General features: G+C 53.9%; 17 protein-coding genes. 11 read left to right on the top strand and 6 right to left on the bottom strand.

The genetic code is table 11. The features are described 5' to 3' along the window. The first annotated feature begins 45 nt into the window (after nt 1–45). From uca to atzF, 4 genes are read left to right on the top strand one after another with little or no spacing between them, the layout of a single operon-like run. On the top strand, nt 46–3663 hold the full coding sequence (gene uca / locus CR46_RS0109300; protein WP_030072175.1) for an urea carboxylase: 3618 nt from the start codon (nt 46–48) through the stop codon (nt 3661–3663). Further along, nucleotides 3660–4739: an isopenicillin N synthase family dioxygenase gene (locus tag CR46_RS0109295; RefSeq protein WP_051690156.1), complete on the top strand. Its 1080-nt coding sequence runs from the start codon at nt 3660–3662 to the stop codon at nt 4737–4739. The genes uca and CR46_RS0109295 overlap by 4 nt, the downstream gene beginning before the upstream one ends. Then, the gene (locus CR46_RS17955) at nt 4736–5467 is read left to right on the top strand and encodes a hypothetical protein (protein ID WP_051690155.1); all 732 of its coding nucleotides are present in this window, start codon (nt 4736–4738) and stop codon (nt 5465–5467) included. Before CR46_RS0109295 ends, CR46_RS17955 begins: the two co-directional genes overlap by 4 nt. Next, the gene (gene atzF, locus CR46_RS0109285; RefSeq protein WP_030072171.1) at nt 5464–7284 is read left to right on the top strand and encodes an allophanate hydrolase; all 1821 of its coding nucleotides are present in this window, start codon (nt 5464–5466) and stop codon (nt 7282–7284) included. The genes CR46_RS17955 and atzF overlap by 4 nt, the downstream gene beginning before the upstream one ends. 46 nt (nt 7285–7330) lie before the next feature. Here atzF and CR46_RS0109280 read toward each other — a convergent pair whose 3' ends face one another. From CR46_RS0109280 to CR46_RS0109270, 3 genes are read right to left on the bottom strand one after another with little or no spacing between them, the layout of a single operon-like run. Further along, nucleotides 7331–8494, bottom strand: a complete 1164-nt coding sequence (locus CR46_RS0109280) for a hypothetical protein (protein WP_030072169.1) — start codon at nt 8492–8494, stop codon at nt 7331–7333. Nucleotides 8495–8528: 34 nt separating this feature from the next. Further along, entirely contained in the window at nt 8529–10235 is a 1707-nt protein-coding gene (gene leuA / locus CR46_RS0109275; RefSeq protein ID WP_030072167.1) for a 2-isopropylmalate synthase, read from the bottom strand. A 16-nt stretch (nt 10236–10251) separates the two neighbouring features. Beyond that, nucleotides 10252–11169: an ion transporter gene (locus CR46_RS0109270; RefSeq protein ID WP_035536528.1), complete on the bottom strand. Its 918-nt coding sequence runs from the start codon at nt 11167–11169 to the stop codon at nt 10252–10254. Nucleotides 11170–11327: 158 nt separating this feature from the next. On the opposite strand from CR46_RS0109270, the gene CR46_RS0109265 reads away from it, so the two are divergent. The 7 genes from CR46_RS0109265 to CR46_RS0109235 all read left to right on the top strand — a co-directional run bounded on the left by CR46_RS0109265 (nt 11328) and on the right by CR46_RS0109235 (nt 18148). Further along, nucleotides 11328–14159 (top strand): monovalent cation/H+ antiporter subunit A, encoded by a 2832-nt coding sequence (locus CR46_RS0109265; protein ID WP_030072163.1) that lies wholly within the window; start codon nt 11328–11330, stop codon nt 14157–14159. Continuing rightward, nucleotides 14159–14491, top strand: coding sequence for a Na+/H+ antiporter subunit C (locus CR46_RS0109260; protein WP_030072161.1), 333 nt, complete (start codon nt 14159–14161; stop codon nt 14489–14491). Before CR46_RS0109265 ends, CR46_RS0109260 begins: the two co-directional genes overlap by 1 nt. After that, complete coding sequence (locus CR46_RS0109255; RefSeq protein ID WP_030072158.1) at nt 14488–15999, top strand: monovalent cation/H+ antiporter subunit D; 1512 nt, start codon at nt 14488–14490, stop codon at nt 15997–15999. Before CR46_RS0109260 ends, CR46_RS0109255 begins: the two co-directional genes overlap by 4 nt. Continuing rightward, complete coding sequence (locus CR46_RS0109250; RefSeq protein ID WP_030072156.1) at nt 15996–16493, top strand: Na+/H+ antiporter subunit E; 498 nt, start codon at nt 15996–15998, stop codon at nt 16491–16493. Before CR46_RS0109255 ends, CR46_RS0109250 begins: the two co-directional genes overlap by 4 nt. Then, the gene (locus CR46_RS0109245; protein WP_030072154.1) at nt 16487–16756 is read left to right on the top strand and encodes a K+/H+ antiporter subunit F; all 270 of its coding nucleotides are present in this window, start codon (nt 16487–16489) and stop codon (nt 16754–16756) included. The genes CR46_RS0109250 and CR46_RS0109245 overlap by 7 nt, the downstream gene beginning before the upstream one ends. Nucleotides 16757–16784: 28 nt before the next feature. Then, on the top strand, nt 16785–17171 hold the full coding sequence (locus CR46_RS0109240) for a Na+/H+ antiporter subunit G (RefSeq protein WP_030072152.1): 387 nt from the start codon (nt 16785–16787) through the stop codon (nt 17169–17171). Between the two features lie 143 nt (nt 17172–17314). Further along, a complete protein-coding gene (locus CR46_RS0109235; RefSeq protein WP_030072150.1) occupies nt 17315–18148 on the top strand; it encodes a DUF6694 family lipoprotein in 834 nt (277 codons plus the stop codon). 44 nt (nt 18149–18192) lie between these two features. Here CR46_RS0109235 and serB read toward each other — a convergent pair whose 3' ends face one another. From serB to CR46_RS0109220, 3 genes are all read right to left on the bottom strand, one after another. After that, entirely contained in the window at nt 18193–19398 is a 1206-nt protein-coding gene (gene serB / locus CR46_RS0109230; RefSeq protein ID WP_030072148.1) for a phosphoserine phosphatase SerB, read from the bottom strand. Between the two features lie 3 nt (nt 19399–19401). Further along, nucleotides 19402–21657 carry a DNA topoisomerase IV subunit A gene (gene parC, locus CR46_RS0109225; protein WP_232222367.1) on the bottom strand — a complete coding sequence of 752 codons (2256 nt, stop codon included), beginning with the start codon at nt 21655–21657 and terminating at the stop codon, nt 19402–19404. A gap of 74 nt (nt 21658–21731) precedes the next feature. After that, entirely contained in the window at nt 21732–23699 is a 1968-nt protein-coding gene (locus CR46_RS0109220; RefSeq protein ID WP_051690154.1) for a methyl-accepting chemotaxis protein, read from the bottom strand. Nucleotides 23700–23865: the final 166 nt, after the last annotated feature.

Below are 23865 nucleotides of genomic sequence, written 5' to 3'. Positions count from 1 at the left end.
AAACAACCTGCGGGACGACCCGCCCTTGTTTGCAGGCAACCTCACATGTTTAGCAAAGTACTTATTGCCAATCGCGGTGCTATTGCCGCACGCATTTTACGCACGCTAAAAGCACTGAATGTTGGCAGCGTGGTGGTTTATGCCGATGCCGACCGCGACGCCCCCTACGTCCACCAGGCCGATGAAGCCTATTCGCTTGGCGCGGGCCCGGCTTGCGATACCTATCTCAACATCGACAAGCTGATCGCCATTGCCAAGCAAAGCGGTGCCCAAGCGGTGCATCCCGGCTATGGTTTTCTGTCTGAAAACACGCGTTTTATTACCGCCTGCGACGCCGCTGGGCTAATCTTTTTAGGCCCTACCGCGGAGCAGATTGAGCAGTTCGGTTTAAAGCACCAAGCCCGCGCCATTGCCAAGCAGGCTGGAGTACCGTTGGTACCCGGCTCAGCGCTGCTCTCAAGCATTGACGACGCCCTTAGCAACGCCGAGCAAATTGGCTATCCTGTGATGCTCAAATCCACCGCAGGCGGTGGTGGTATTGGTATGCAGATATGCCAAACCCCCGCCGAACTTGAGCGCGCCTTTGATTCGGTAAAAGGCCTGAGCGAGCGTAACTTTGGCGATGGTGGCGTGTTTCTCGAAGCCTATATTGCTAGTGCCCGCCATCTGGAAGTACAGCTCTTCGGTGATGGCAACGGCAGCGTAGTGGCACTTGGCGAGCGGGACTGCTCTACCCAGCGCCGCCATCAAAAGGTACTGGAAGAGTGCCCTGCGCCTAACCTACCAGAAACAGTGCGCAGCGCACTACACGCTACCGCCGTCACGTTGGGTAAGGCAGTTAATTATCGCAGTGCCGGCACCGTTGAGTTTATCTACGACACCCAGCGCCAGGCCTTCTATTTTCTAGAAGTAAACACCCGGCTCCAAGTGGAGCACGGCGTGACAGAGATGGTGTATGGCATTGATATTGTTGAATGGATGGTTCGCCTAGGGGCAGATCAACTTCACCCGCTTGCCACGCTGACCCAGCAGCTCACGCCTCACGGTCACGCGGTACAGGCGCGCTTGTACGCCGAAGACCCTGCCCATGATTTTCGCCCCAGCGCCGGGCTGCTCACCGAGGTGAACTTTCCGCACGCAGAGGGCTTGCGTATCGACCACGCCTTGGAAGCTGGGCTGGAAATCTCAGCGCTCTTTGACCCCATGCTGGCCAAAGTTATTGTTCATGGCTCAAGTCGCCAGGCGGCTATCGACCAGTTAGCCGGTACGCTGGACAACGCCAGCGTTTACGGCATTACCACCAACCGAACTTGGCTTGCCCATGTACTGCGCGCCGAGCGTTTTCAGCGTGCTGACCTGGACACCCACTGGCTGACAACCCTTGACTGGGCACCGCCAGCCATTGAAGTTATCGCCCCCGGCACGTTAACCACTCTTCAGGATTTCCCCGGTCGACAGGGTCATTGGGATGTCGGCGTTCCGCCCTCTGGCCCCTTCGACGACTGGTCGTTTCGGCTTGGCAACCGCCTGCTGGATAACCCAGTCGAAGCCGCCGGGCTTGAAATCACCCTGACCGGCCCGACGCTGCGCTTTCATCGTGCCAGCCAAATTGTGCTAACGGGTGCCCACATGACCGCCACGCTGGATGGTCAAACGGTCGCCTTCTGGCAAGTGCTAGATATCGCCGCCGGTTCTACCCTGACACTAGGCAAAGCCACTACGGGCACCCGCGCTTACCTGCTGGTACGTGGCGGCATTGAGTGCCCCCACTACCTGGGCTCGCGCAGTACCTTCACCCTGGGCCAATTTGGCGGCCACGGCGGACGCGCTTTGCGCAGCGGCGACATGCTCGACCTGCCACCGTTTGATCCCACATCGGCGGTTAAGCTGGAAGAGGCGCTAATTCCCACCTTCGGCGATCAAGACGGCGGTAAGACATGGCAGGTAGCCGTACTTTACGGCCCCCACGGCGCGCCGGACTTTTTCACCGATAACGATGTTGAGCGCTTTTTTGATCACCACTGGGAGGTTCACTATAACTCCAGCCGCACAGGCGTACGGCTGATTGGCCCCCGTCCCGAGTGGGCCAGAGCCGACGGTGGCGAGGCGGGCTTACACCCCTCTAATATTCACGACAACGCTTACGCCTTTGGCACCATCGACTTTACCGGCGATATGCCGGTCATTCTTGGCCCTGACGGCCCCTCCCTAGGCGGCTTTGTTTGCCCAGCGACGGTAATCCGCGCCGAACGCTGGAAGTTAGGCCAGCTCAGCGCGGGTGACAAAGTACGCTTTGTGCCAGTAAGCCTTGCCACGGCGCGCGCACTCGAAGATCGCCAGCTCGCCGAGCTTGAAGCACTTGCTGCTCAGCCAAACCAACCGTGTATTGATGAAGAGCGCGACAGCTCCGTTTTGCGCGACGTGCCCGCCGAACAGGCCGGTGAACGGATTGTTTACCGTCGTGCTGGGGATGACTTCCTGCTTATCGAGTTTGGCGCGATGGAACTGGATATCGCGCTGCGCTTTCGTGTCCATGCCTGGATGCTGTGGCTGCAGGAGCACTCGCTTCCCGGCCTACGGGAATTAACCCCCGGTATCCGTTCGCTGCAAGTGCATTACGAGCCGCGTGAGCTGAGCCTTGATGAGTTGCTCGCCCACCTGCTCACCGCAGAGCAGGCCCTCGTCGACGTGGAGTCACTGGAAGTTGCCTCTCGGGTGGTGCATTTACCCCTCTCCTGGGATGACCCCTCCTGCCAGGAAGCCATCGATAAATACCAGCGCAGCGTGCGCCCGGACGCCCCCTGGTGCCCCAGCAACCTGGACTTTATTCGCCGCATTAACGCTCTTGAAAGTGAACAGGCCGTGCGCGATATCGTTTTCAATGCCCGCTACCTAGTGATGGGCCTGGGCGACGTGTATCTGGGAGCCCCAGTCGCCACACCGCTGGATCCTCGCCAGCGTCTTGTGACTACCAAATACAACCCCGCCCGCACCTGGACAGCAGAAAACTCTGTTGGCATTGGCGGCGCGTATTTATGTGTTTATGGCATGGAAGGCCCTGGTGGCTACCAGTTTGTCGGCCGCACGCTACAGATGTGGAACCGCTACCGCACAACAGCACACTTTGAAAATCCTTGGCTTCTGCGCTTTTTTGACCAGCTGCGTTTTTATGAGGTCAGCCACGACGAGCTTGAACAAATCCGCCGCGACTTTCCCCACGGGCGTTTTGAGCTATCAGTTGAAACGACTCACTTCCGTTTAGCGGATTACCAAGCCGATATCGACAAAAACGCCGCTGACATTGAGGCTTTTCGCAGCAAACGCGAAGCCGCTTTCCAGGCAGAGATGGCCGATTGGCGCGCCAATGGGCAGTTCACCTTTGAAGACCAAACACCGCAAAGTGCCGAGGTAACCGCGTTAAATGATAACGAGCTAGGCATAGAAAGCCCTGTCACCGGTAGCCTGTGGAAACTGCTTATCCAAGAGGGTGAGCAGGTCAGTGCTGGCCAAGCAGTGGCCCTGGTAGAATCTATGAAGATGGAAGTGGAGATCACCTCTCACTGTGCAGGCCGAGTGGTTAGGCTACCGCTAAGCGAAGGCGCTTCAGTTGCGCCTGGGCAGCCGCTGGTAGTGCTCACTGATAGCAAGGAGGCAAGCTCATGAGCCCGCTTCCCGCCGATCCGCGCCTAGCCGACTTCCAAACCATTCCCGTGATCGATATTGACCCTTTACTGCATGGCAATGCCGCCGCGCGTCGAGCCGTTGCCAACGCCCTTGGCCGCGCTGCGCGCGAGGTTGGCTTCTTTCAAATGGTTGGGCACGGTATTGATGATTCGCTGCGTCATGGGCTGATCACACAAGCCAAGCGCTTCTTTGCCCAGTCAACAGACGCCAAGATGCAGCGCTATATAGGCCATTATCATCACCATCGTGGCTATGTACCACCCGGTGAAGAGTCTCCTGACCCCACAAAACCCGACATGAAAGAAGCGTTTGACCTCGCCTTTGAGTTACCCGAAAACGATCCCGACGTTGTGGCTGGCACCCCACTCCTTGGCCCTAACCCCTGGCCAGCGCTTGACGGTTTCCGAGCGCCAGTGGCCGCCTATTACGATGCCGTCTACCAGGTGGGCCGCGCACTAATGGGCGGCTTTGCCCTGGCATTAGGGCTGGAAGAGCAGCAGCTGCTGCGCCATGTCACCAAACCGCCCAGCCAGCTGCGCCTGATTCACTACCCTTACAACCCTGATGCACAAGACACCCAAGGCATTGGCGCGCATACCGACTACGAGTGCTTCACTCTGTTGCTACCCACGGCGCCAGGGCTGGAAGTGATGAACGGTGCTGGGGAGTGGATCGACGTGCCGTTTCGCGAGGATGCCTTAGTGGTGAATATTGGCGATATGCTGGAAATATGGAGCAATGGAGAGTTTGTGGCAACGTCCCACCGGGTGCGCAAGGTAAAAGAAGAACGCTACTCGTTTCCGCTGTTTTTCGCCTGCGATTACCATACTGAGGTCGCGCCGCTACCTGCATTAGTCAAGCGCCATGGCCAGGCTAACTATGCGTCGCTAAAAGCAGGCGACCACCTTTACGCGCAAACCATCCAAACTTTCCGCTACCTGCGTGAGCGTCTAGCAAAAGGCGACATCACACTCCCAGAGGGCGCTCGTGAAGTCGGTAGCCTAGGCCAGCACGGCAAGCACAAAGAGCAGCAAAACGAGGCGCCAAAGCGATGAGCGCTCCACTACCAGCAGTTGCCAATCGCTATCGAGGCGTTTGGCAGCGAACGCTATATGCCGAGCCTGCCATGTCGCCCTACCAACAGGCCGATACTATCTCACGGGTTTTCTGGCTGCAGGGCCAGTACTGGCATGCCGACCTGCGCTTACCGGCAACGCTACCTGATTTTTCGGGCATCACGTGCTTAACCTCATGCGACCACGCCCAGCTTGAATGGCTAGCAAGCCTTAGCGCTTTTGCAGGCATTACCCAGATTGAAGGCGAACTGTGTACGTGGCACCGCTATCAGGACCTTTGCCCTGGCTTAGAGCGGGATGTGGGCCTACTGCGCTGGATTGACGATGACACGCTGGAAGAGAGCCATCCTACCGGGCGCTATGTGGAGCACTGGCAACGGCTTACTCGCGACATCCCCAAGGAGACAGTGCGCACCGACGAACGGGGGCAACTTTGCTGGCTGCAGCTTGGCGACTACGCCATGGCGATTACTCCACGCCCTGCAAACATACGTGCAGATACCTTGTTTACGCCTTTAAACCGCTTAGCTGATGAGACTCTGCGCTGGCGCGCTAGCCTGTGTTTTGACTTCTTACAGCGCACCCAGGCGGGTTGGCAAGTTGTGCTTTCTACGCAGCCTTGGCGAGAAGGTTGGAAATATGACAACGGTATCAACCTACCCCACCCTTCGCGCGTCATACAAGCCTCATTAAGGAACCCACAATGACACTTCCGATTTCACTCGATATTGCTAGCCTACACACCGCCTATCGCAGCGGTGAATTAACGCCGTCTGACCTAATCGATCAATTACTGGCAGCGGCTGACGTCTATGGCCACGATGCGGCTTGGATTACCCGTTTAACCCGTGAACAGTTAGCACCTTACCTGCAGCGCCTAGAAGGCGAATCACCTGAGTCATTGCCGCTATACGGCATCCCTTTTGCGCTTAAAGACAACATTGATCTTGCGGATATACCGACAACAGCAGGCAGCCCAGCATTTGCCTATACGCCATCAGAAAGTGCGTTTGTGGTACAGCAGTTAATCGCTGCAGGCGCTATCCCCTTGGGCAAAACTAACTTAGATCAGTTTGCGACTGGCTTAGTGGGCGAGCGGGCGCTGGAGGTTTATGGCACGCCCGCTAATGCCTTTGATCCCACCTTGGTGCCGGGTGGTTCCAGCAGCGGCTCGGCAGTGGTGACGGCGGCGGGCATGGTCAGCTTTGCACTGGGCACCGACACGGCCGGTTCTGGACGGGTGCCCGCCTGCTTCCACAACCTTTATGGTGTTAAACCCAGCCTCGGGCTGCTTAGCACCCGCGGCGTCGTGCCCGCCTGCGCCACTCTGGATACGATCAGCCTATTTACGCTTACCGCCGACGATGCGGCCAACGTGCTCGGCATTACCGCCGCTTATGATGATCAGTGCGCCTGGTCAAAACGCGTTGACTTTGCCATTCACGGTAAGCGTTATGGCAAAGCACCGGCAGCGTTCCGCTTTGGCGTGCCGCTAGAAGCGCAGTGGCAAACCGATGCTGCGTATACCCAGGGTATGCACCTAGCAATTGCAGAGTTGGAAGCTATTGGCGGTGAAAAAGTCGAGCTAGACTGTTCACCCTTATTGGCAGCAGCGCGCTTACTTTACGAAGGACCTTGGGTCGCTGAGCGCTATCATGTGATTCGTGAGCTGATGCAGAGCCACCCCGATGCCGTGCATCCCGTCACCTTCCAAATCACCCAGGGGGGAGCAACACCGCTGGCGGTGGATGCGTTTGATGCGCGCTATCAACTTGCTGAGTACAAACGCCAAGCCGACGCGTTAATCCGCCACGTGGATGTCATGCTTTCCCCCACGACCGTCACGCACCCTAGCAAAGCAGAGGTAGCGGCAGACCCTATTGGCGTAAACTCGCGCCTGGGCACCTGGACCAACTTTATGAACTTGCTCGACTACAGCGCGCTTGCCGTGCCCGTCGGCTTTAGCGAGCGCGGCCTACCCATTGGCGTCACCCTGTTTGGTCCAGCATTGGCTGATTTGGAGTTACTCTCCCTCGCTCGCGCCCTTGAACAGCGCCTTATGCTGCCGTTAGGCGCCACCGACCACCCGCACCCGCCATTAGCGGAGCTCTCCATCGCCGCCCAAGATGGCAGCATGGAACTGGTGGTATGCGGTGCACACCTACAGGGCTTAGCGCTTAACCACCAGTTGACCCAGCGGGGCGGCACCTTGGTCAGCGTCACCCACAGCGCACCGCGCTATAAACTGTTTGCACTGGCGGGAGGGGCCCCTAAACGCCCTGCAATGCTACGTGATGACAATGGCCAAGCCATTGAAGTGGAGGTTTGGCGCCTGCCTATCGAAACCCTCGGTAGCTTCTTGGCAGGTATTCCCGCCCCGCTCGGCTTAGGTCAGGTAGAACTTGCCGACGGCAGCTGGAAATGCGGCTTTATCTGCACCGCAGGCGCGCTCAATGAAGGCGGAGAAGCAGAGGAGATCACTCAGTTTGGCGGCTGGCGGGGGTGGTTGGCGAGCCAAGCATAACGCTGACTAGCAGGTTCATGCAGGCACATGGTGCCAACGGGCCTGCTTAACCCCGAGCCTTCGTATGCCCCTTGCGCTTGGCAAGTGAACGGTTAGCCGCCTTAATACACAGCCGCGCCAGTGGTACCACTAGCCATAGCAGCGGTGTAAGTAACCAGCGGTAACAAAAGCGCGCGATGATCAACACCGGCAATAGCACGATCAACCAAATCACAAACTGGCCAAGCCATACCGGCCAGCCTAGCCATGTCGCTAGGTTGGCACCTAGCGCACTGACCAAACTTGGGTGGCGAACGACCACATAGGCAGTCGTAGCCACCGCCGCCACTTTCGCCATTCGCGGCAGCGTAGCGAAGCGTCCGCCCGCAGCCACCATTCCGTGACGCACACCAGTGCGAGCACCCTGTGCTTCAAGGCTACCCAACCGAGCACTACGAGCCGCTTTGCCCGCACGTAGCACCTTCACTGTGCTAGCCATCACCAAGAGATCAACTCCGGCCCAAGCAACAGCGCTTGCGCCAATGTCGTCACCGCGCCGCCATTGGCTTTCAAGGTCACGTAGGCCACCGGTGAAAAAATCCCCAACCCCTGCGATTAGGCGTTCGCCCTGTAACCACTCAACATCGCCTTGCTCACTGACCACAAACTGGTTCAGCAGTGCATGGCCGTTAGACGCTAATAGCGCAACTCCCATCTGACCTCGTCGATAGGGTGTCAATTGTGCTATCGCTTTCTCTATGTCCGTTTCATTGGCCTGGCCTTCGTTCACACTCGCTGATCCTGAATCGTCATCGTCCCACCAACGACTGACCTGCTGATAACGCTCACCTAGCCAATGCTGAGCGCGAAGCGTAGCAATATCGTGATCACGGAAGTAAACCACAGGCAAGATTGCATCCGCGCCAAAGCGTACTAGCACCTCCTGAAACTGAGGAGAGTCTCCGTAGTCGACTAAGGCGCTGCGCGCACTATCGCCGTATCGTAAAATTGCCAGCGAGGCACTCATCCAAAGCGCTTGGTCAGCAGCGTAGCTGAGAAAAAGCGCATTGATGTCAGGCGACTCCTGCTCCAGCGTAGACGCAAGTGCTGGCAGCGCCTGCTGTGCTTCCAGACGCACCAGTCGGGAATCAAACGGTTCATGAGAAGCCGCAGCCGACAGCAGCCCTGCGATGACTATTGCGGTAAACGCTATGAGCTGCCAAGGCCGCATTTTCAGCTACTCCAGCGAGCTGGTTATTGTTGGATTAACCCAACGTATCCGCTGTTACGTTCGCCGCTACAGGCTGAGTAGAGTAGTGGCGATTAATTGCACTAAGCACCCCTTTCATCGACGCACTGGTGATGCTCTCGTCGGTACCCACGCCAAACACCGCTTTGCCATCAATGCGCACTTCGACATAGGCAATTGCTTCAGCATCCGCGCCTTGGCCACGGGAATGCTCGTGGTAGTCAATAATTTCCACATCATGGCCGCTGACGACCAACGCTTTCACGAAGGCAGCTAGGGGGCCGTTGCCTTCACCGGACACCGTTTCTCGATTACCACTGTTTTCTAACACGGCTTCTAGCGCTACTTTAGGGCTATCCGGCTCAGAAGAGAGGCGATGACTAATCAGCGCCAGCGGAGAATGCTGTTCAAGATACTCATCGGCAAACGCTTGATAGATCATTTGCGAGGTAATTTCACGCCCAGTGCGGTCGGCCACTTCCTGTACCACTTGGCTAAACTCGATAGAGAGCCTGCGCGGTAGCTCAATGCCGTGCTCTTGTTCCAGCAGATAGGAAATACCGCCTTTGCCTGACTGGCTGTTAACGCGAATCACCGCTTCATAACTGCGCCCCACATCCAGCGGGTCGATCGGCAGATATGGCACATCCCAAAGCGCTTCAGGATGGGCGCGACGGTCTGCCATACCTTTTTTGATGGCATCCTGGTGCGAGCCAGAGAACGCGGTAAATACTAGATCGCCCACGTAAGGGTGGCGTGGATGAACGGGTAGCTGGTTACAGTACTCCACCTCGCGCATGACCGGCGTGATGTTAGAAAAGTCGAGGTTCGGGTGAACACCTTGGGTGTACATGTTCATGGCCAGCGTGACGATATCCACGTTGCCAGTGCGCTCGCCGTTACCAAACAGCGTGCCTTCGACCCGATCAGCTCCGGCCATCAACGTTAGCTCTGCTGCCGCAACGCCTGTTCCCCTATCATTATGGGGATGAACACTGACAATTAACGTGTCGCGTTTTTTAACATGGCGGCAGAACCACTCAATTTGGTCGGCGTAGTTATTTGGTGTGGCGACTTCGACGGTGGCCGGTAAATTAACGATCATCCGGTTATCAACGCTCGGCCCAAACGTGTCCATCACCGCTTCGACAATCTCTACCGCAAAGTCCATTTCGGTAGTGGTAAACAGCTCCGGCGAGTACTGGAAGGTCCAATTAGTGTTTGGGTTGGCGGCCATCAAATCGCGGATTTGTGCTGTGGCATCCACCGCGATCTGAACACACTCCGTTTTATCCACATTAAACACGACGCGACGAAACATCGGATCGGTGGCGTTATAGACGTGGACAATAGCGTTTTTAGCGCCTTCAAGCGCTTCAAAAGTGCGCTCAATTAAGTGTGGGCGCGCCTGAGTCAGCACCTGAATGGTCACATCGTCAGGGATTTTATCCTGCTCTATTAACGCACGGACAAAGTCAAAGTCGGTTTGCGACGCTGATGGAAAACCAACCTCAATCTCTTTAAACCCCGTCTTCAGCAACAGATCAAACAAGCGCTGTTTACGCTCTTGATCCATCGGGTCAATTAACGACTGGTTGCCATCACGCAGGTCAACGCTGCACCAAATGGGTGGCGTTTCAATACGCTGGCTTGGCCACTGGCGATCGGGCAGGTCAACGGCCACAAAAGGACGGTATTTTTTAGAGGGGTCAGATAGCATCATGGCAGCGCTCCTTTCGTTACTCTGTTCTAGGTAAGCCGGTTCTAGGTAAGCCGGTTTTAGGCAACCCTGTTTCAGATAGGTCGGCTTGGTCGTTTAGCGTCGTTGGGGCGCCTTTTTGAACCATCGCAGCTTCCATACGATCAAGTTGAGCTTTTAACGTATGCACGTCGCTTCGAAGTGCTTGCAGTTGGGCAGAGTCACCTTCACCGCTATCTAAATCCAGCTGGGCACTCTCTTTTTGCATGACGTCCAACACAATACCAATCATCATATTGAGAAAAATAAATGCATTAAGAAAAATGAAGGTTAAGAAATAGATCCACGCATAGGGATAAACTTCCATGGTGGGATAAAGCACAGCGGTGGCCCAGCTCTCAAATGTCGCTACTTGAAACAGTGTCAACATGGCGAGGGCAATATTACCCCAAAGGCTTTCATCAACATTGTGGAACAGGAAGCTACCAATAGCGCCGTAGATGTAAAAGATAATAAACATCAACAGTACAACATAGCCCATCCTGGGGATGGACTTCACCAAAGCCACCAGCAGCATTTGCAGCTCAGGAATCATCGACACCAAGCGCAAGACGCGGAAAATCCTCAGTAAACGTGCCAGCAGCACCATCTCCGAGTCGTCCATCGGTATCAGGCTAGCGGTCACGATCAGGAAATCAAACACATTCCAGCCTTTCTTAAAAAAGCTGACTAAGTTGCGCTCGGCTGCCATTCTGATCAAAATCTCAATCAGAAAGAACACCGTAACGGCAATATCTAGATAAAGCAGCCACTGCTCTATTCGAGAGGTTTCCTCATAGGTTTTCGCACCGATCACTAGTGCAGAAACCACAATGATTGATATTACTACCCCTTCAAAAAGCTTGTTGCTACGCAGTTTTTCGAAGCGGGCTTGCCAGGTATTGAATGGTTCACTCATGGAACAAGGAGTCTCTGAACGGTTAACGGCAACACTTTATACTAAAACCACACACTTACTATACAAGTGATATCCTGTTGTTTCACTTGATGTATCTCCGTCACTCAGGTGCCTATTGCGACCTTGGTGTTTTATGATTTTTTGCGCTGGATAAGCCCATGACACTGCTGTGGATAGCTTTACTGCCTTTGCTAGGCGTAGTGGTACCGGCATTAAGTGCCAAACGCGGCCGCACTTTGTGCTCGCTAGCGACAAGCATACTGCCTGCGGTTGCCCTACTGCTTACATTGCTGCAAATCCCCACCCTGTTAGAAGGTGAAATGCTGCGTTTTAACGCGGCATGGATGCCCGAATTAGGCCTAGAGCTGGCATTTCGTTTAGATGGCCTGTCGCTGCTCTTTAACCTGCTGATTCTTGGCATTGGCCTTCTAATTCTATTGTATGCACATTTTTACCTAGCCAAAGATGAACCGTTTGGACGCTTTTATGCGTTTCTCATGCTGTTTATGGCATCGATGGTCGGTATTTCGATGTCAGACAACCTTATTTTACTCTGGTTGTTCTGGGAACTAACCAGTCTTTCCTCTTTTTTATTGATTGGCTTTTGGTCTTACCGGAGCGATGCCCGTAAAGGTGCCCGCATGGCACTTACCGTTACCGGTGCCGGTGGTTTGGCACTGTTAGCGGGGTTATTGCTATTGGGCGATATGGCAGGCAGCTACCGGATGGATGACGTACTTAGCAGCGGTACTGCAATCGTCGCTGACCCACGCTATCCGATAATGCTTGGTCTGGTTCTACTCGGTGCATTTACCAAATCAGCCCAATTCCCCTTCCAATTTTGGCTACCTCATGCCATGGCAGCCCCAACACCCGTCTCTGCTTACCTACACTCTGCCACCATGGTAAAGGCGGGTATTTTCCTAATGGCGCGTTTGCATCCCGCCATTGCGGGCAGCGAACTTTGGAGCGTGGTAGTACCGCTAGTAGGGACTATTACACTGCTTTATGGGGCCTGGTTTGCGTTATTTAAGACCGACCTAAAAGGGATTTTAGCATTTTCAACCGTGAGTCACTTGGGTTTAATTACCGTACTGCTCGGTATCGGCAGCCCAATGGCAGTGCTAGCAGCTCTGTTTCATATTTTGAATCATGCCACTTTCAAAGCTGCTCTGTTTATGAGTGCAGGAATTATCGATCACGAAACGGGCACTCGAGAACTCAAGCAATTAGGTGGCTTGAAAAAAGCCATGCCGGTTACCGCGCTGCTGACTACCCTGGCCGCCGCTGCCATGGCTGGCGTTCCCCTCTTTAACGGTTTTCTTTCTAAAGAGATGTTCTTTACCGAAACGCTAGCTACCCCGGTACTGGGAGGTCTTAGCTGGTTACTTCCTGCGCTAGCAGCGTTAGGTGGCATTCTTTCGGTAGCCTATTCTGTGCGTTTGGTGCATGCGGTATTTTATAAACCCGCCAAAGAATCAACGCCTAAAGCACCACACGAGCCACCACACTTAATGCGCCTACCCGTGGAAATTCTGGTGGTTCTGTGCGTTTTAGTCGGACTATTTCCCGCCTTTTTTGCTACCGGTATTTTACAGTTAGCGTCCCAGGCTGTGCTGGGAGAACCACTTGATTTCCATTTAGCTATTTGGCATGGCGTCAACCTACCTTTAATCATGAGTGGGCTGGCCTTTATTGTGGGCATTGCGCTGTATTGGCGCCACGCCGATCTACGCCGTTTCATGCAGCCATTTGCTAGTGTCGATGCCCGCCGCGTATTTGAGCGTTTTATCGTCACCCTTAGCTACCGTGCCGAGCAACTGATCACCAAGTTTGAAGGCAACTCGCTTCAGCGCTATATGGGTTGGTTACTTTTCGCGGCGTTACTGATGGGCGTAATCGGTTTGGCAAGTACTGGCAATTTAACTGGTGCTAAAGGCAATCAGCCAATTGATGGCATCGTCTTGCTGGGTGCGGGTATGCTAATTTTTGGGGGTATAGCAACCGCTGCTACGCATCGCTATCGGTTAATCTCATTACTAATGTTATCTGTTGTAGGCCTATTCGTTGCTCTCACCTTTGCACGCTTTTCGGCCCCAGACCTAGCACTGACGCAGCTATCGGTAGAAGTTGTCACCATGATTCTGCTGATGCTAGCGCTATTTTTCTTGCCCCAAAAAACACCGCGTGAGTCGAGCCCCAAGCGCAATGTACGAGATATGCTGCTGGCAGGGGCGCTGGGCTTGGTGGTGGCTAGCCTTAACTATGCGGTGATGACACGTGAAACGCTGTCGATTTCTGAGTTCTTCGTTGAAAACAGCAAACCTGGCGGCGGCGGGTACAACGTCGTCAACGTGATATTAGTCGACTTCCGTGGCTTCGATACGCTCGGTGAAATCACGGTGCTAGCCATTGCAGGCTTAGCAATCTTTAAACTGCTAAACCGGCTACGCCTATTCATCCCTCACAGCGATGGCGAAGGTCGCGTTTGGTCGCCTGATCGCTATCCGGCTATTTTAACGTCAATCTCAATGACCTTACTGCCGCTGGCGTTGCTGGTTTCTGCGTTTATCTTTTTACGCGGCCATAATCAACCTGGTGGTGGTTTTATTGCCGGTTTGATTACCGCTGTCGCGCTGATTTTGCTGTATATGGCGCGCGGTGTGGAGTGGGCGCAAGAGCGGCTTAACTTCCCCTTCCAACCGGTAGCCGTCGTGGGGGTAGCCATTGCAACGCTCACCGGACTGGGCAGCTGGCTGTTGGGCTACCCGTTCTTAACGTCATCATTCGGTTATTTCACGCTGCCACTGATTGGCACCTTCGAGCTGGCCACCGCTTTGCTATTTGATCTTGGTGTTTATCTCGCCGTTGTAGGTGCAACACTGATGATCCTGGCCAACCTGGGTAAAGTTACTACTCCCCATCGGCCTGTCACAGACCCCAAAACAACGGACGACTCCACAACGTCCAACGATAAGGAGTCCTACTAATGGAAATGCTCTATGCCATTACAACGGGCATATTAACCGCCTGCGGACTCTATCTAACCTTGCGGGGACGTACCTTCCCCGTTGTCGTCGGTCTAACGCTGCTCTCTTATGCGGTCAATCTGTTTTTGTTTTCGATGGGAGGCTTAACCACTGATGGGGCTGCCCTGGTAAATGAAAATGCGAACGTTGCTGACCCATTACCCCAAGCACTGGTATTGACAGCGATTGTGATTGGCTTTGCGATGACCGCCTTTGTGGTCATTCTAGCCATGCGCGCACGCAGCGAAGTAGGTAATGACCATGTTGATGGCAAAAAGGAAGACCGCGAATGATTCAGCATCTAATTGTTTTGCCTGTGGTGCTACCGTTAGTTGCGGGCATCTTATTGCTTTACCAACGCCAAGGGTTAGTACGCTATAAGCGCGCCGTCAGCGTTGTTGCCTCGGTACTCTTATTATTTGTCTCAATTGCCTTAGTCAATCAAGCGGCGAGTGGTGAGATCACTTACTACGCGCTGGGTGATTGGCAGCCACCGTTTGGAGTGGTGCTGGTGCTTGATCGCTTGTCAGCATTGATGGTGCTAGTAACCGCTATTCTAGCGGTCGGCGCGGTCATTTTTGCCTGCGGCGGTGATGATGAAAAAGGCAGTAACTTTCATGGCCTATTTCAATGGCAACTGCTCGGTATTAACGGCGCCTTTCTAACTGGCGACTTGTTTAACCTCTTCGTCTTTTTCGAAGTATTGCTTCTTGCCTCTTATGCATTACTGCTGCATGGCGGAGGTAAAGCACGTATACAAGCTAGCGTGCACTATGTCGTGCTTAATTTAGCGGGATCGTCCCTATTTCTAATTGCGGTGGGTGTTCTTTACGGTGCAACAGGCACGCTAAATATGGCCGACATGGCGCATAAGCTGACCAGCCTGCCCGCTGAGCGCGAAGGTTTAGTCACCGCTGGGGCGTTAATGCTGTTAGTGGTTTTTGGTTTAAAAGCCGCTATTTTACCTCTCTATTTCTGGCTGCCCCGCGCTTATGCCGCCGCGCCAGCCCCTGTGGCTGCGCTATTTGCTATCATGACGAAAGTGGGCATCTACGCTATTTTACGTGTCTATTCACTGATATTTAGCGATCAAGCGGGAAGTTTAGTCGCATTAGAGCAGCCCTGGATATGGTGGTTAGCCTTAGCAACCTTAGCGGCAGCTGGCGTTGGCGTTATGGCCGCCCGTGATCTTCGTCTGCTAATAGCGTACTTGGTGCTTATTTCAGTAGGCACGTTACTGGCCGGAATTGGCATGCGCACTCCAGCGGCGACATCTGCACTGCTTTATTATCTTATTCATACGACGTTAATTACTGGCGGGCTCTTTTTGCTGGCAGAAATGATTGGCCTGCAGCGAGGCAAACCCGGCACACGTATCGTGAAAGGCCGCCCGTTAGTACAAGGAAATGCACTTGCGATTACCTTTTTTATCGGTGCCATTGCGGTGGCAGGCTTACCGCCATTATCTGGTGCCTTAGGAAAAGCATTGATGCTTAACGCCGCAGAAGGTGGAGAACGTTTGTGGCTTTGGCCACTGCTACTATTGACCAGTCTTGCCTCGCTGATTGCGCTTTCTCGTGCGGGTTCTACGCTATTTTGGCGCAGCCATCGAGGTAGCCCAAGCGGCAGCACCCTCTCCCGCTATCAGTGGGTTGGCATGCTGTGGTTACTCAGTGCGGCACCGCTAATGGTTGTCTTTGCAGGTCCAGTGAGTAGCTACACTCAAGCCACAGGAGAGCAGCTAGCCAACCCACAGCTATTAATTAATACGCTTCTGCCTGATGCTGGAGACGCCCAATGATTGCCCCTCGCACTTGGCTTCCTACGCCAGTATTGTCACTGCTGCTGCTATTGGTATGGCTATTACTCGTGCGTAGCTTTGCGTTTGGCCAGATTGTGTTAGGCGGCGCGCTGGCCATCCTTATTCCGTTGTTAACCCATCGTTTTTGGGATGCACGCCCGCGTATTGGCAAGCCTCTTAAACTACTGCGTTTTGCGCTTCGCGTACTGGGCGATATCGTTATTGCCAACTTTGAAGTTGCGTATTTGATCGCTAATCCGTGGCGTAAACTTAAGCCTCACTTTATTGAATACCCGCTGATGCTTGAAGAGCGCTTCACAATTACGCTGCTCGCCAGCACCATTAGCCTGACGCCGGGCACTGTATCAGCCAATTTGCGCATGGACGGAAAGTCACTGCTTATTCATGCGCTAAATGTGGACGATGAGGACGCGCTAATCGAACAAATACGCGCGCGTTATGAGCGTCCGCTGAAGGAGATATACGAATGCTGAGCATTGCACTCGCGATTACCTTGACGCTGGTAGTGATGGCATTATTGATGAATCTTTATCGCTTAACTATTGGCCCAGACCTACCAGACCGTGTGCTGGCGCTTGACACGATGTATGTCAATTCGATTGCGCTCATTGTGCTACTAGGACTGTGGCTCAACAGCAAGACGTACTTTGAATCTGCGCTGTTAATTGCCATGCTCGGTTTCATCAGCACAGTGGCCGTATGCAAATACATTTTGCGCGGAGATATTATCGAATGAGCCGTGTAATCGTTAAGGAGATGCGCCAATGTCATTCTTAGTTGAAGCGCTAATTTCACTGCTGCTAGTGGCAGGCGGCATTTTCGTCTTTATTGGCTCACTGGGCCTTGCCCACCTAAGAGATTTTTACATGCGCTTGCATGGCCCTACCAAGGCCACCACGCTGGGCATAGGCTGCATGCTTGTTGCTTCAATGGGCTACTTTTGGAGCGTCGATGGCAAACCGGATGTTCAAGAACTACTGATTACGCTGTTTTTATTCATCACTGCGCCAGTTAGTGCCCACTTGCTTGCCAAAACGGGCCTACATATGCAGCTCAAGCACGCTGATAAAACCCAAGGAAAACCAGTAGAACTGCGTTCAGAAGAAGTCGGTGAAAAGCCGGTACCCCACCCTGATAAAGGGCATGGCTGAAAGAGTGAAGCAACACCGTTTAATCGTTAAGCGCTGGCCAAAACGCCAGCGCTTTTTATATGTCACAGGCGCGAGACAGTAGTGAGGAGCGCCACTTTCCGGTAAGCTCCTTGCGTTTTGTTAGCCTGTTTTGAGGTAATTCTATGTGGAGCCTGCTTAGATTGTCGGCACTGTCATTAACCACGTTGATGATAGCGGGTTGCTCAGACCCCAAAATAGACACCAGCTCAATGCCAGCCGCCGTTGTTTCCGTTGAGAAAGTGCGTGATTCTCTCCCTACCTACAAGCGCGATGAGTTTGATCAAGCCTTGACGATCATAGCCATGTCATCGTTCAGCGGCATCGATTTACTCAATGCACGTCGTATGAATGCCGCAGAAGTGGCCGAATCAGCAAATGCCTATATGCACGGCCTGACAGGGGATGAGATTATTGAGCGCGCCGACAGAATGCTGCGCGAACGTCGCGCCCGCGAACGAGAGCAGGCACTGCAAACGCTTGATCGTCTAGAAAATAAGCAGGCGAATGCAACATATGACCAGCAACAACGCGCACAGGTACGTCTTGAAAATGCTGATTACTACATTAGTACTAGCCCCTACGGTGCCTTTGAACCTGTCATTGACCTTCAGGTAACCAATAATTCTGATCAGGTGATTTCAGAACTATTGTTACATGGTGTCCTAACCAGTCCGGACCGCGAAACACCCTGGGTCGATGAAACGTTTTATTATGTGATTGCTGATGGTTTAGCGCCTGGCGAGACTGACCAATGGAGCCTTGCTCCCAACCGTTTCGGTCCCTGGGGAAATAACCAGATTCCTCGCGACACAAAACTTACCTTAACACTACAAGGGGTAAATGACGTGCAAGGTAATCCGCTGTGGAATTCACCACCGCTCAGCGAAAATGAAACTGCTAAGCTAGAAGCGCTACGCGCTGAATATGGTGGTGTGAACACGCATACAGACAACTAGCCAAAGGCGGTACTAATGACCGCCTGTTCGCTCGACAGCGCGCGTCAGTCGATTAGATCTGCTTCGCGATAGCCAATCAAATACAGCACCGCATCAATCCCCAACGTTGAAATTGCTTGGCGGGCCTGGGCACGAACCACCGGCTTAGCACGAAACGCGATACCTAGCCCTGCTTTCGCCAGCATCTTCAGATCGTTAGCGCCATCGCCGACGGCAATGGTCTGCTCTAAAGTAAAGCCTTCCCGTAGCGCAATTTGCTCCAAAAGATCGGCTTTACGCTGGGCATCAACAATCGGCTCTTTGACTTCGCCAGTCACCTTGCCATTTTCGATCACCAGCTCATTGGCATGGATTTCATCAAAGCCAAGCTTATCCTGAAGATGACGGGCGAAGTAGGTAAACCCTCCTGAGAGGATCACGGTGCGGTAACCAAAGCGCTTTAAGTTCGCCATTAGCCGTTCAACGCCATCCATTAGCGGCAGCTCAGCGGCGATCTCCTTCAAGACGGCTTCGTCTAAACCGGCTAACTTACTCATACGCTCGCGGAAGCTCTCTTGAAAATCCAGCTCGCCACGCATTGCTCGTTCGGTTACGTCGGCGACTTCATCGCCTACGCCATGACGACGTGCCAGCTCATCAATTACCTCGGTTTTAATCAAGGTCGAGTCCATATCAAAACACACTAAGCGACGGTGCCGACGCCAGATAGTGTCTTCTTGAATAGCAATATCGACTCCATGCTGAGCGCCCAGTGCTAGGGCCTTTTCGCGCAAGGCCTCTAGCTCCGCATCGCTACCCCTAAGCCAACACTCAACACAAGCACCGTTAGCTGGCGCATCTCCTTCAAGCGCTTCACGGCCTGAAAGGCGATGGATCAGCTCAACGGTTAGACCAAACTCAGCCGTTAGCGCGCCTACTTCAGCTAATATACCAGCAGGCAATTTAGGAGCTAGTAGGCTTAAAATCAGCCTTGGTTGGCTGGCTTGTTCGCTCCAGCGCTGGTAATCCTCACCACTCACCACAATTGCCTGTACGTCTAACCCTAATGTATCCCCCGCTTCGCTTAGAGCGGCTTCCAAAGCACTGTCGTGATTAAGCCCCACCAACATTTCCAACGAGAGCATGCCAAACGTCACGCTTTGATTTATATCCAACAGACGAGCGCCCCCTGCCGCCAGTGCCTTACCCAGGCCAGCCAGCTGTCCTGGGCGCGCAACACCGGTCGCACGAATCAGATAACGCGTTGCCATGACTTACTCCCCTGCTTCTAAACGGTCGACTTTTTGGAAACCACGCGGCAATTTGCTGCCTCGTCTACCGCGCTCACCACGATAATACGCGAGATCGTCGGCTTTCAGGGTTAGCTTACGCTTACCGGCATGAATAATAAGCTCACTCTTATCTGCCACAATGGCAATATCGCGCACAAACTCTTCCCGTCGGGCCGCGCGCGGGCCAGGGATATCGAGCATTTTGTTGCCTTTACCTTTAGCCATTTCAGGCAGCTGGTCTAGCGGGAACAGCAGCAACCTACCTTCGTTGGACACCGATGCTACCCACAGGCCTTCACCTTCCGGCACTTCCACAGGTGCCATCACGCTGCAGCCTTTCGGTACGCTGAGTACCGCTTTACCGGCTTTGTTTTTACCAGTCAGAGCGCCAAGCTGGGCTACAAACCCATAGCCACCGTCGCTGGCCAATACAAACCGTTTGGTGGGCGGTGCCAGCATTAACCCCGCCATTCGTGCACCTGCCGCCACATTGACCCGCCCAGTGACGGGCTCACCTTGGCCTCGGGCGCTGGGCAAATTATGCGCCGCTAAGGTGTAGGCGCGGCCGGTGTCATCCAATAGCACTAAGGGTTGATTGGTTTTACCGCGCGCCGCTAGCTGGAAGCTATCGCCTGCTTTATAAGAAAGCCCTTCAGGGTCAATATCGTGGCCTTTTGCTGCACGAATCCAGCCTTTGTCAGAGAGCACCACGGTAATCGGATCGGCGCCTAGCAGCTCAACTTCAGAGAGGGCCTTGGATTCTTCACGCTCGACCAGCGGCGAACGACGCGCATCACCATGCTCTTTACCCGCCGCGCGGATCTCTTTTTCAATCAGTGTGGTCAGCTTGGCTTCACTGCCTAGCAACCCTTGTAGCGACTTACGCTCTTTCTCAAGCTCATCCTGCTCACCACGGATTTTCATCTCTTCCAGCTTGGCAAGATGACGCAGCCGCAGCTCTAGAATTGCTTCAGCTTGTCGTTCAGAAAGACCAAAAGCAGCAATCAGCGCCGACTTTGGCTCATCCTCTTCACGAATAATACGGATCACTTCGTCGAGGTTGAGATAAGCCGTTAGCAGCCCTTCTAAAATGTGCAGTCGGTCTTCGACCTTGCCTAAGCGGTGCTCTAAACGACGACGTACCGTGGCACGTCGAAAACGCAGCCATTCACTCAGCATATCGGCTAGTGGCATCACACGGGGGCGGCCATCTAGGCCGATCACGTTCATGTTTACCCGCACGTTCTTTTCCAGATCCGTGGTAGCAAACAGGTGCGCCATTAGCGATTCAACATCCACACGATTTGAACGCGGCTCAATCACTAAGCGAGTCGGCTCTTCGTGGGTGGACTCATCGCGCAAGTCAGCAACCATCGGCAGCTTTTTAGCCTGCATTTGCGCGGCGATTTGCTCTAACACTTTGGCACCGCTGACCTGATAAGGCACGGCGGTAATCACGATATTGGCGTCTTCACGTACATAGCGGGCGCGTAGTTTGACCGAGCCACGTCCAGACTCATAAAGCTTACGCAGGTCTGCTTTGGGCGTGATGATTTCCGCATCGGTGGGGAAGTCTGGCGCGGGTACGAACTCCATCAGGTCGACGGTAGTCGCTTCGGGGTTGCGCAGCAGATGGCAGGTGGCTTCGACCACCTCCGTCACGTTGTGCGGCGGAATATCGGTTGCCATGCCGACCGCAATGCCAGTGCCGCCGTTGAGCAGCACGTGAGGCAGACGCGCAGGCAGCACCACTGGCTCTTGCATTGTGCCGTCGAAGTTCGGCGTCCAATCCACGTTACCCTGGCCCAGCTCGCTAAGCAGAACTTCCGCAAACTTAGAAAGCTTGGCCTCGGTGTAGCGCATGGCAGCAAAGGATTTAGGGTCATCAGGGCTACCCCAGTTACCTTGCCCGTCTACTAGCGGATAGCGATAGCTAAACGACTGGGCCATGAGCACCATCGCTTCATAGCAAGCACCATCGCCATGGGGGTGAAACTTACCCAGCACATCACCCACGGTACGCGCTGATTTTTTGTACTTAGCATTGGCGTGCAGCGCCAATTCACGCATGGCATAAATAATCCGCCGCTGCACAGGTTTCATGCCATCGCCAATATTGGGCAAAGCACGGTCTAAAATGACGTACATCGAGTAGTCGAGGTACGCTTTTTCGGTGTAATCGCGCAGGGACAGCCGTTCGACGTCACCCTCTGCTACCTGAATATCCATGTCGATCATATCCTACCTTAACAACAAAACCGCCCCAGTCGGGGCGGCTGATAAGCGGACACACGGCCACTTAGCATGGCACGCTATGTTAATTGATACCTTTCATGCGACGCATCCGACAGTGCAGGAGCCTGCGATACCGCCTGCGCACCGCCGTGAAACTCATCTAGCAAGCCTTTTAAACGCTGGGCCTGTAACGACAGTTCATTAGCAGCCCCTGCGGCCTGGCTGACTAAGCCTGCATTCTGCTGGGTCACCGTATCCATCTGCGTTACCGCTCGGTTAATCTCGTCAATGCCGTTGGTTTGTTCGCTGGAAGCTTGGCTGATCTCGCTAATGCGTGCTGTTACTTCCTCAATGGCGACGACAATCTCTTTCATAGCGGATTCAGCCTCTTGAGCATAACCGCTGCCCGTCGCGATCTGCTCAGACGTGGTTTTGATCAGCCCATTAATATTCCTGGCCGATGCAGCACTGCGCGAGGCAAGCTCACGTACTTCACTGGCAACAACCGCAAAGCCTCTCCCGTGCTCACCCGCACGCGCTGCTTCTACCGAGGCATTCAGCGCTAATATGTTGGTTTGAAATGCAATATTTTCGATTACTTGAACAATTGAAGCGACTTCAACCGAGCTTTCGTTGATCGCTTCCATAGATTGCGCCAGCCTCGATACCTGCTGGCCACCGCGTTTTACTTTATCCGCTGATTCTTTTGCCCGCAGGTCGGCCTCTTGAGCATTGTCAGCGTTACGCTTCACCGTAGCCGCCATCTCTTCCATCGTTGATGACGTTTCCTGAAGAGAAGCCGCCTGTTGTTCTGTTCGGCTAGAAAGCTCCGTATTGCCTGCCGCTATTTCAGTGGATTCGCTGGCAATGGCATCGGCCACACTCCGCACGTCACCAAATAGCCGCTGTAGCTTCTCCGAGTATCGATTAACAGCACGGCGCAGTTCACCAATCTCATCCTCACGATAGATCGTTAGCTCTCGACTCGAGTTATCCTGACCCAGCTGATCGATTTGACGCGTGGTACTGCGTATTTGCGCTAGCAAAATACGACCACCCCACCAGCCAAGCCCCAGCAACAGAGCCAGCAAAGGGACGATAAATAGCAGCAGGTCACGTGTTAACGTGCGCGCCAAAGCCGTGACTTGCTCGCTAGGCGTTACTAACCCAAGCGTCCACCCTGTACGTGGCATGTCAAACAAGCGCACTTCAGCAGGCTCTGCTAACACGCCTGCGCTTTCGATACTCGCTTGTTCCCGGCCAGCAGTTATCGCCGTAACAACAGGCTGAAGCCAGGGCATATCACGGACAACGTCAGCTACACCTTTCATTTCATCAGAGGCTTGCTCTACTCCAGGTAGGTCAATGACATTGCGCTCATTATCCAACACAAAGGCGTAACCGCCTGTACCACCGCCATTTTCCGCAAGAAACTCGGCCACGCCGCCTAGCTGCATATCAATGGTGGCTACACCTGAAAAAGCGCCATCGATATAATACGGAACACTACAGGTCACCATGGCGACCCCTGTCGCTGGGTCGCGGTACGCGGCAGACCAAACGCACTGTCCTGGCGTCGCATCGCGAGCACTGCTATACCATGCTTCGTCGTGGTATGGAGCAATAGTGCTTGCGTTGTAATCATCCAGAAACTCCAACGCTCCCTGAGCATTACGTGCCCAGAAAAAGCTGAAGCGCTCGACACCCGGCGAAAATGCGCCTGGCTCAGGCCAAATACCGCCTCCGGCAATTGTCATATTGCCATTATCATCGACCACATTGGGCAGTGCTTGCTGGTAAATCGCTTCATCTTGAGGAAGCGACTCGGCCAACGCCGCTAAGCTCGAGGTATTCCCCTCGACACGAGCCAACTGGCCATTCAGCGCATTCACGATAGAGCCGCCCGTACGCTCAATCAGTGACTGACTTGCATCGATCACTAACGGCTGGCCACGCCATGCCATCACGCCGTAAATACTGACAGCCATTAGTAGTGTTAACACCACTGCAGACAACGTTAACTGCCGAGAGATTGTGTTGAACAAAGCTATTCCCCTGTCTATGAGCGTTTTTTACGCGTCTTAGTATGTAATAAGCTACCTAATTCAACTATCGGCCAAATAGCATGGCACTGTAATAATGCCTGTTAACGTCTGCCTGACAAGTTGGCTTCACGCCTCTGGTCGTTACAATGAGGCTGATGACCTCTCT

The organism is Vreelandella neptunia, from assembly GCF_000712975.1.
Taxonomy (GTDB): domain Bacteria; phylum Pseudomonadota; class Gammaproteobacteria; order Pseudomonadales; family Halomonadaceae; genus Vreelandella; species Vreelandella qaidamensis.
Note: the sequence above shows the minus strand (reverse complement) of the source record. Positions and strands in the feature narration are given on the sequence as shown.

Bases quoted from the DNA above. Each gene is read 5' to 3' on its own strand.
- uca (WP_030072175.1), top strand. From the start codon at position 46: ATGTTTAGCAAAGTACTTATTGCCAATCGCGGTGCTATTGCCGCACGC.
- CR46_RS0109295 (WP_051690156.1), top strand. From the start codon at position 3,660: ATGAGCCCGCTTCCCGCCGATCCGCGCCTAGCCGACTTCCAAACCATT.
- CR46_RS17955 (WP_051690155.1), top strand. From the start codon at position 4,736: ATGAGCGCTCCACTACCAGCAGTTGCCAATCGCTATCGAGGCGTTTGG.
- atzF (WP_030072171.1), top strand. From the start codon at position 5,464: ATGACACTTCCGATTTCACTCGATATTGCTAGCCTACACACCGCCTAT.
- CR46_RS0109280 (WP_030072169.1), bottom strand. From the start codon at position 8,494: ATGCGGCCTTGGCAGCTCATAGCGTTTACCGCAATAGTCATCGCAGGG.
- leuA (WP_030072167.1), bottom strand. From the start codon at position 10,235: ATGATGCTATCTGACCCCTCTAAAAAATACCGTCCTTTTGTGGCCGTT.
- CR46_RS0109270 (WP_035536528.1), bottom strand. From the start codon at position 11,169: ATGAGTGAACCATTCAATACCTGGCAAGCCCGCTTCGAAAAACTGCGT.
- CR46_RS0109265 (WP_030072163.1), top strand. From the start codon at position 11,328: ATGACACTGCTGTGGATAGCTTTACTGCCTTTGCTAGGCGTAGTGGTA.
- CR46_RS0109260 (WP_030072161.1), top strand. From the start codon at position 14,159: ATGGAAATGCTCTATGCCATTACAACGGGCATATTAACCGCCTGCGGA.
- CR46_RS0109255 (WP_030072158.1), top strand. From the start codon at position 14,488: ATGATTCAGCATCTAATTGTTTTGCCTGTGGTGCTACCGTTAGTTGCG.
- CR46_RS0109250 (WP_030072156.1), top strand. From the start codon at position 15,996: ATGATTGCCCCTCGCACTTGGCTTCCTACGCCAGTATTGTCACTGCTG.
- CR46_RS0109245 (WP_030072154.1), top strand. From the start codon at position 16,487: ATGCTGAGCATTGCACTCGCGATTACCTTGACGCTGGTAGTGATGGCA.
- CR46_RS0109240 (WP_030072152.1), top strand. From the start codon at position 16,785: ATGTCATTCTTAGTTGAAGCGCTAATTTCACTGCTGCTAGTGGCAGGC.
- CR46_RS0109235 (WP_030072150.1), top strand. From the start codon at position 17,315: ATGTGGAGCCTGCTTAGATTGTCGGCACTGTCATTAACCACGTTGATG.
- serB (WP_030072148.1), bottom strand. From the start codon at position 19,398: ATGGCAACGCGTTATCTGATTCGTGCGACCGGTGTTGCGCGCCCAGGA.
- parC (WP_232222367.1), bottom strand. From the start codon at position 21,657: ATGATCGACATGGATATTCAGGTAGCAGAGGGTGACGTCGAACGGCTG.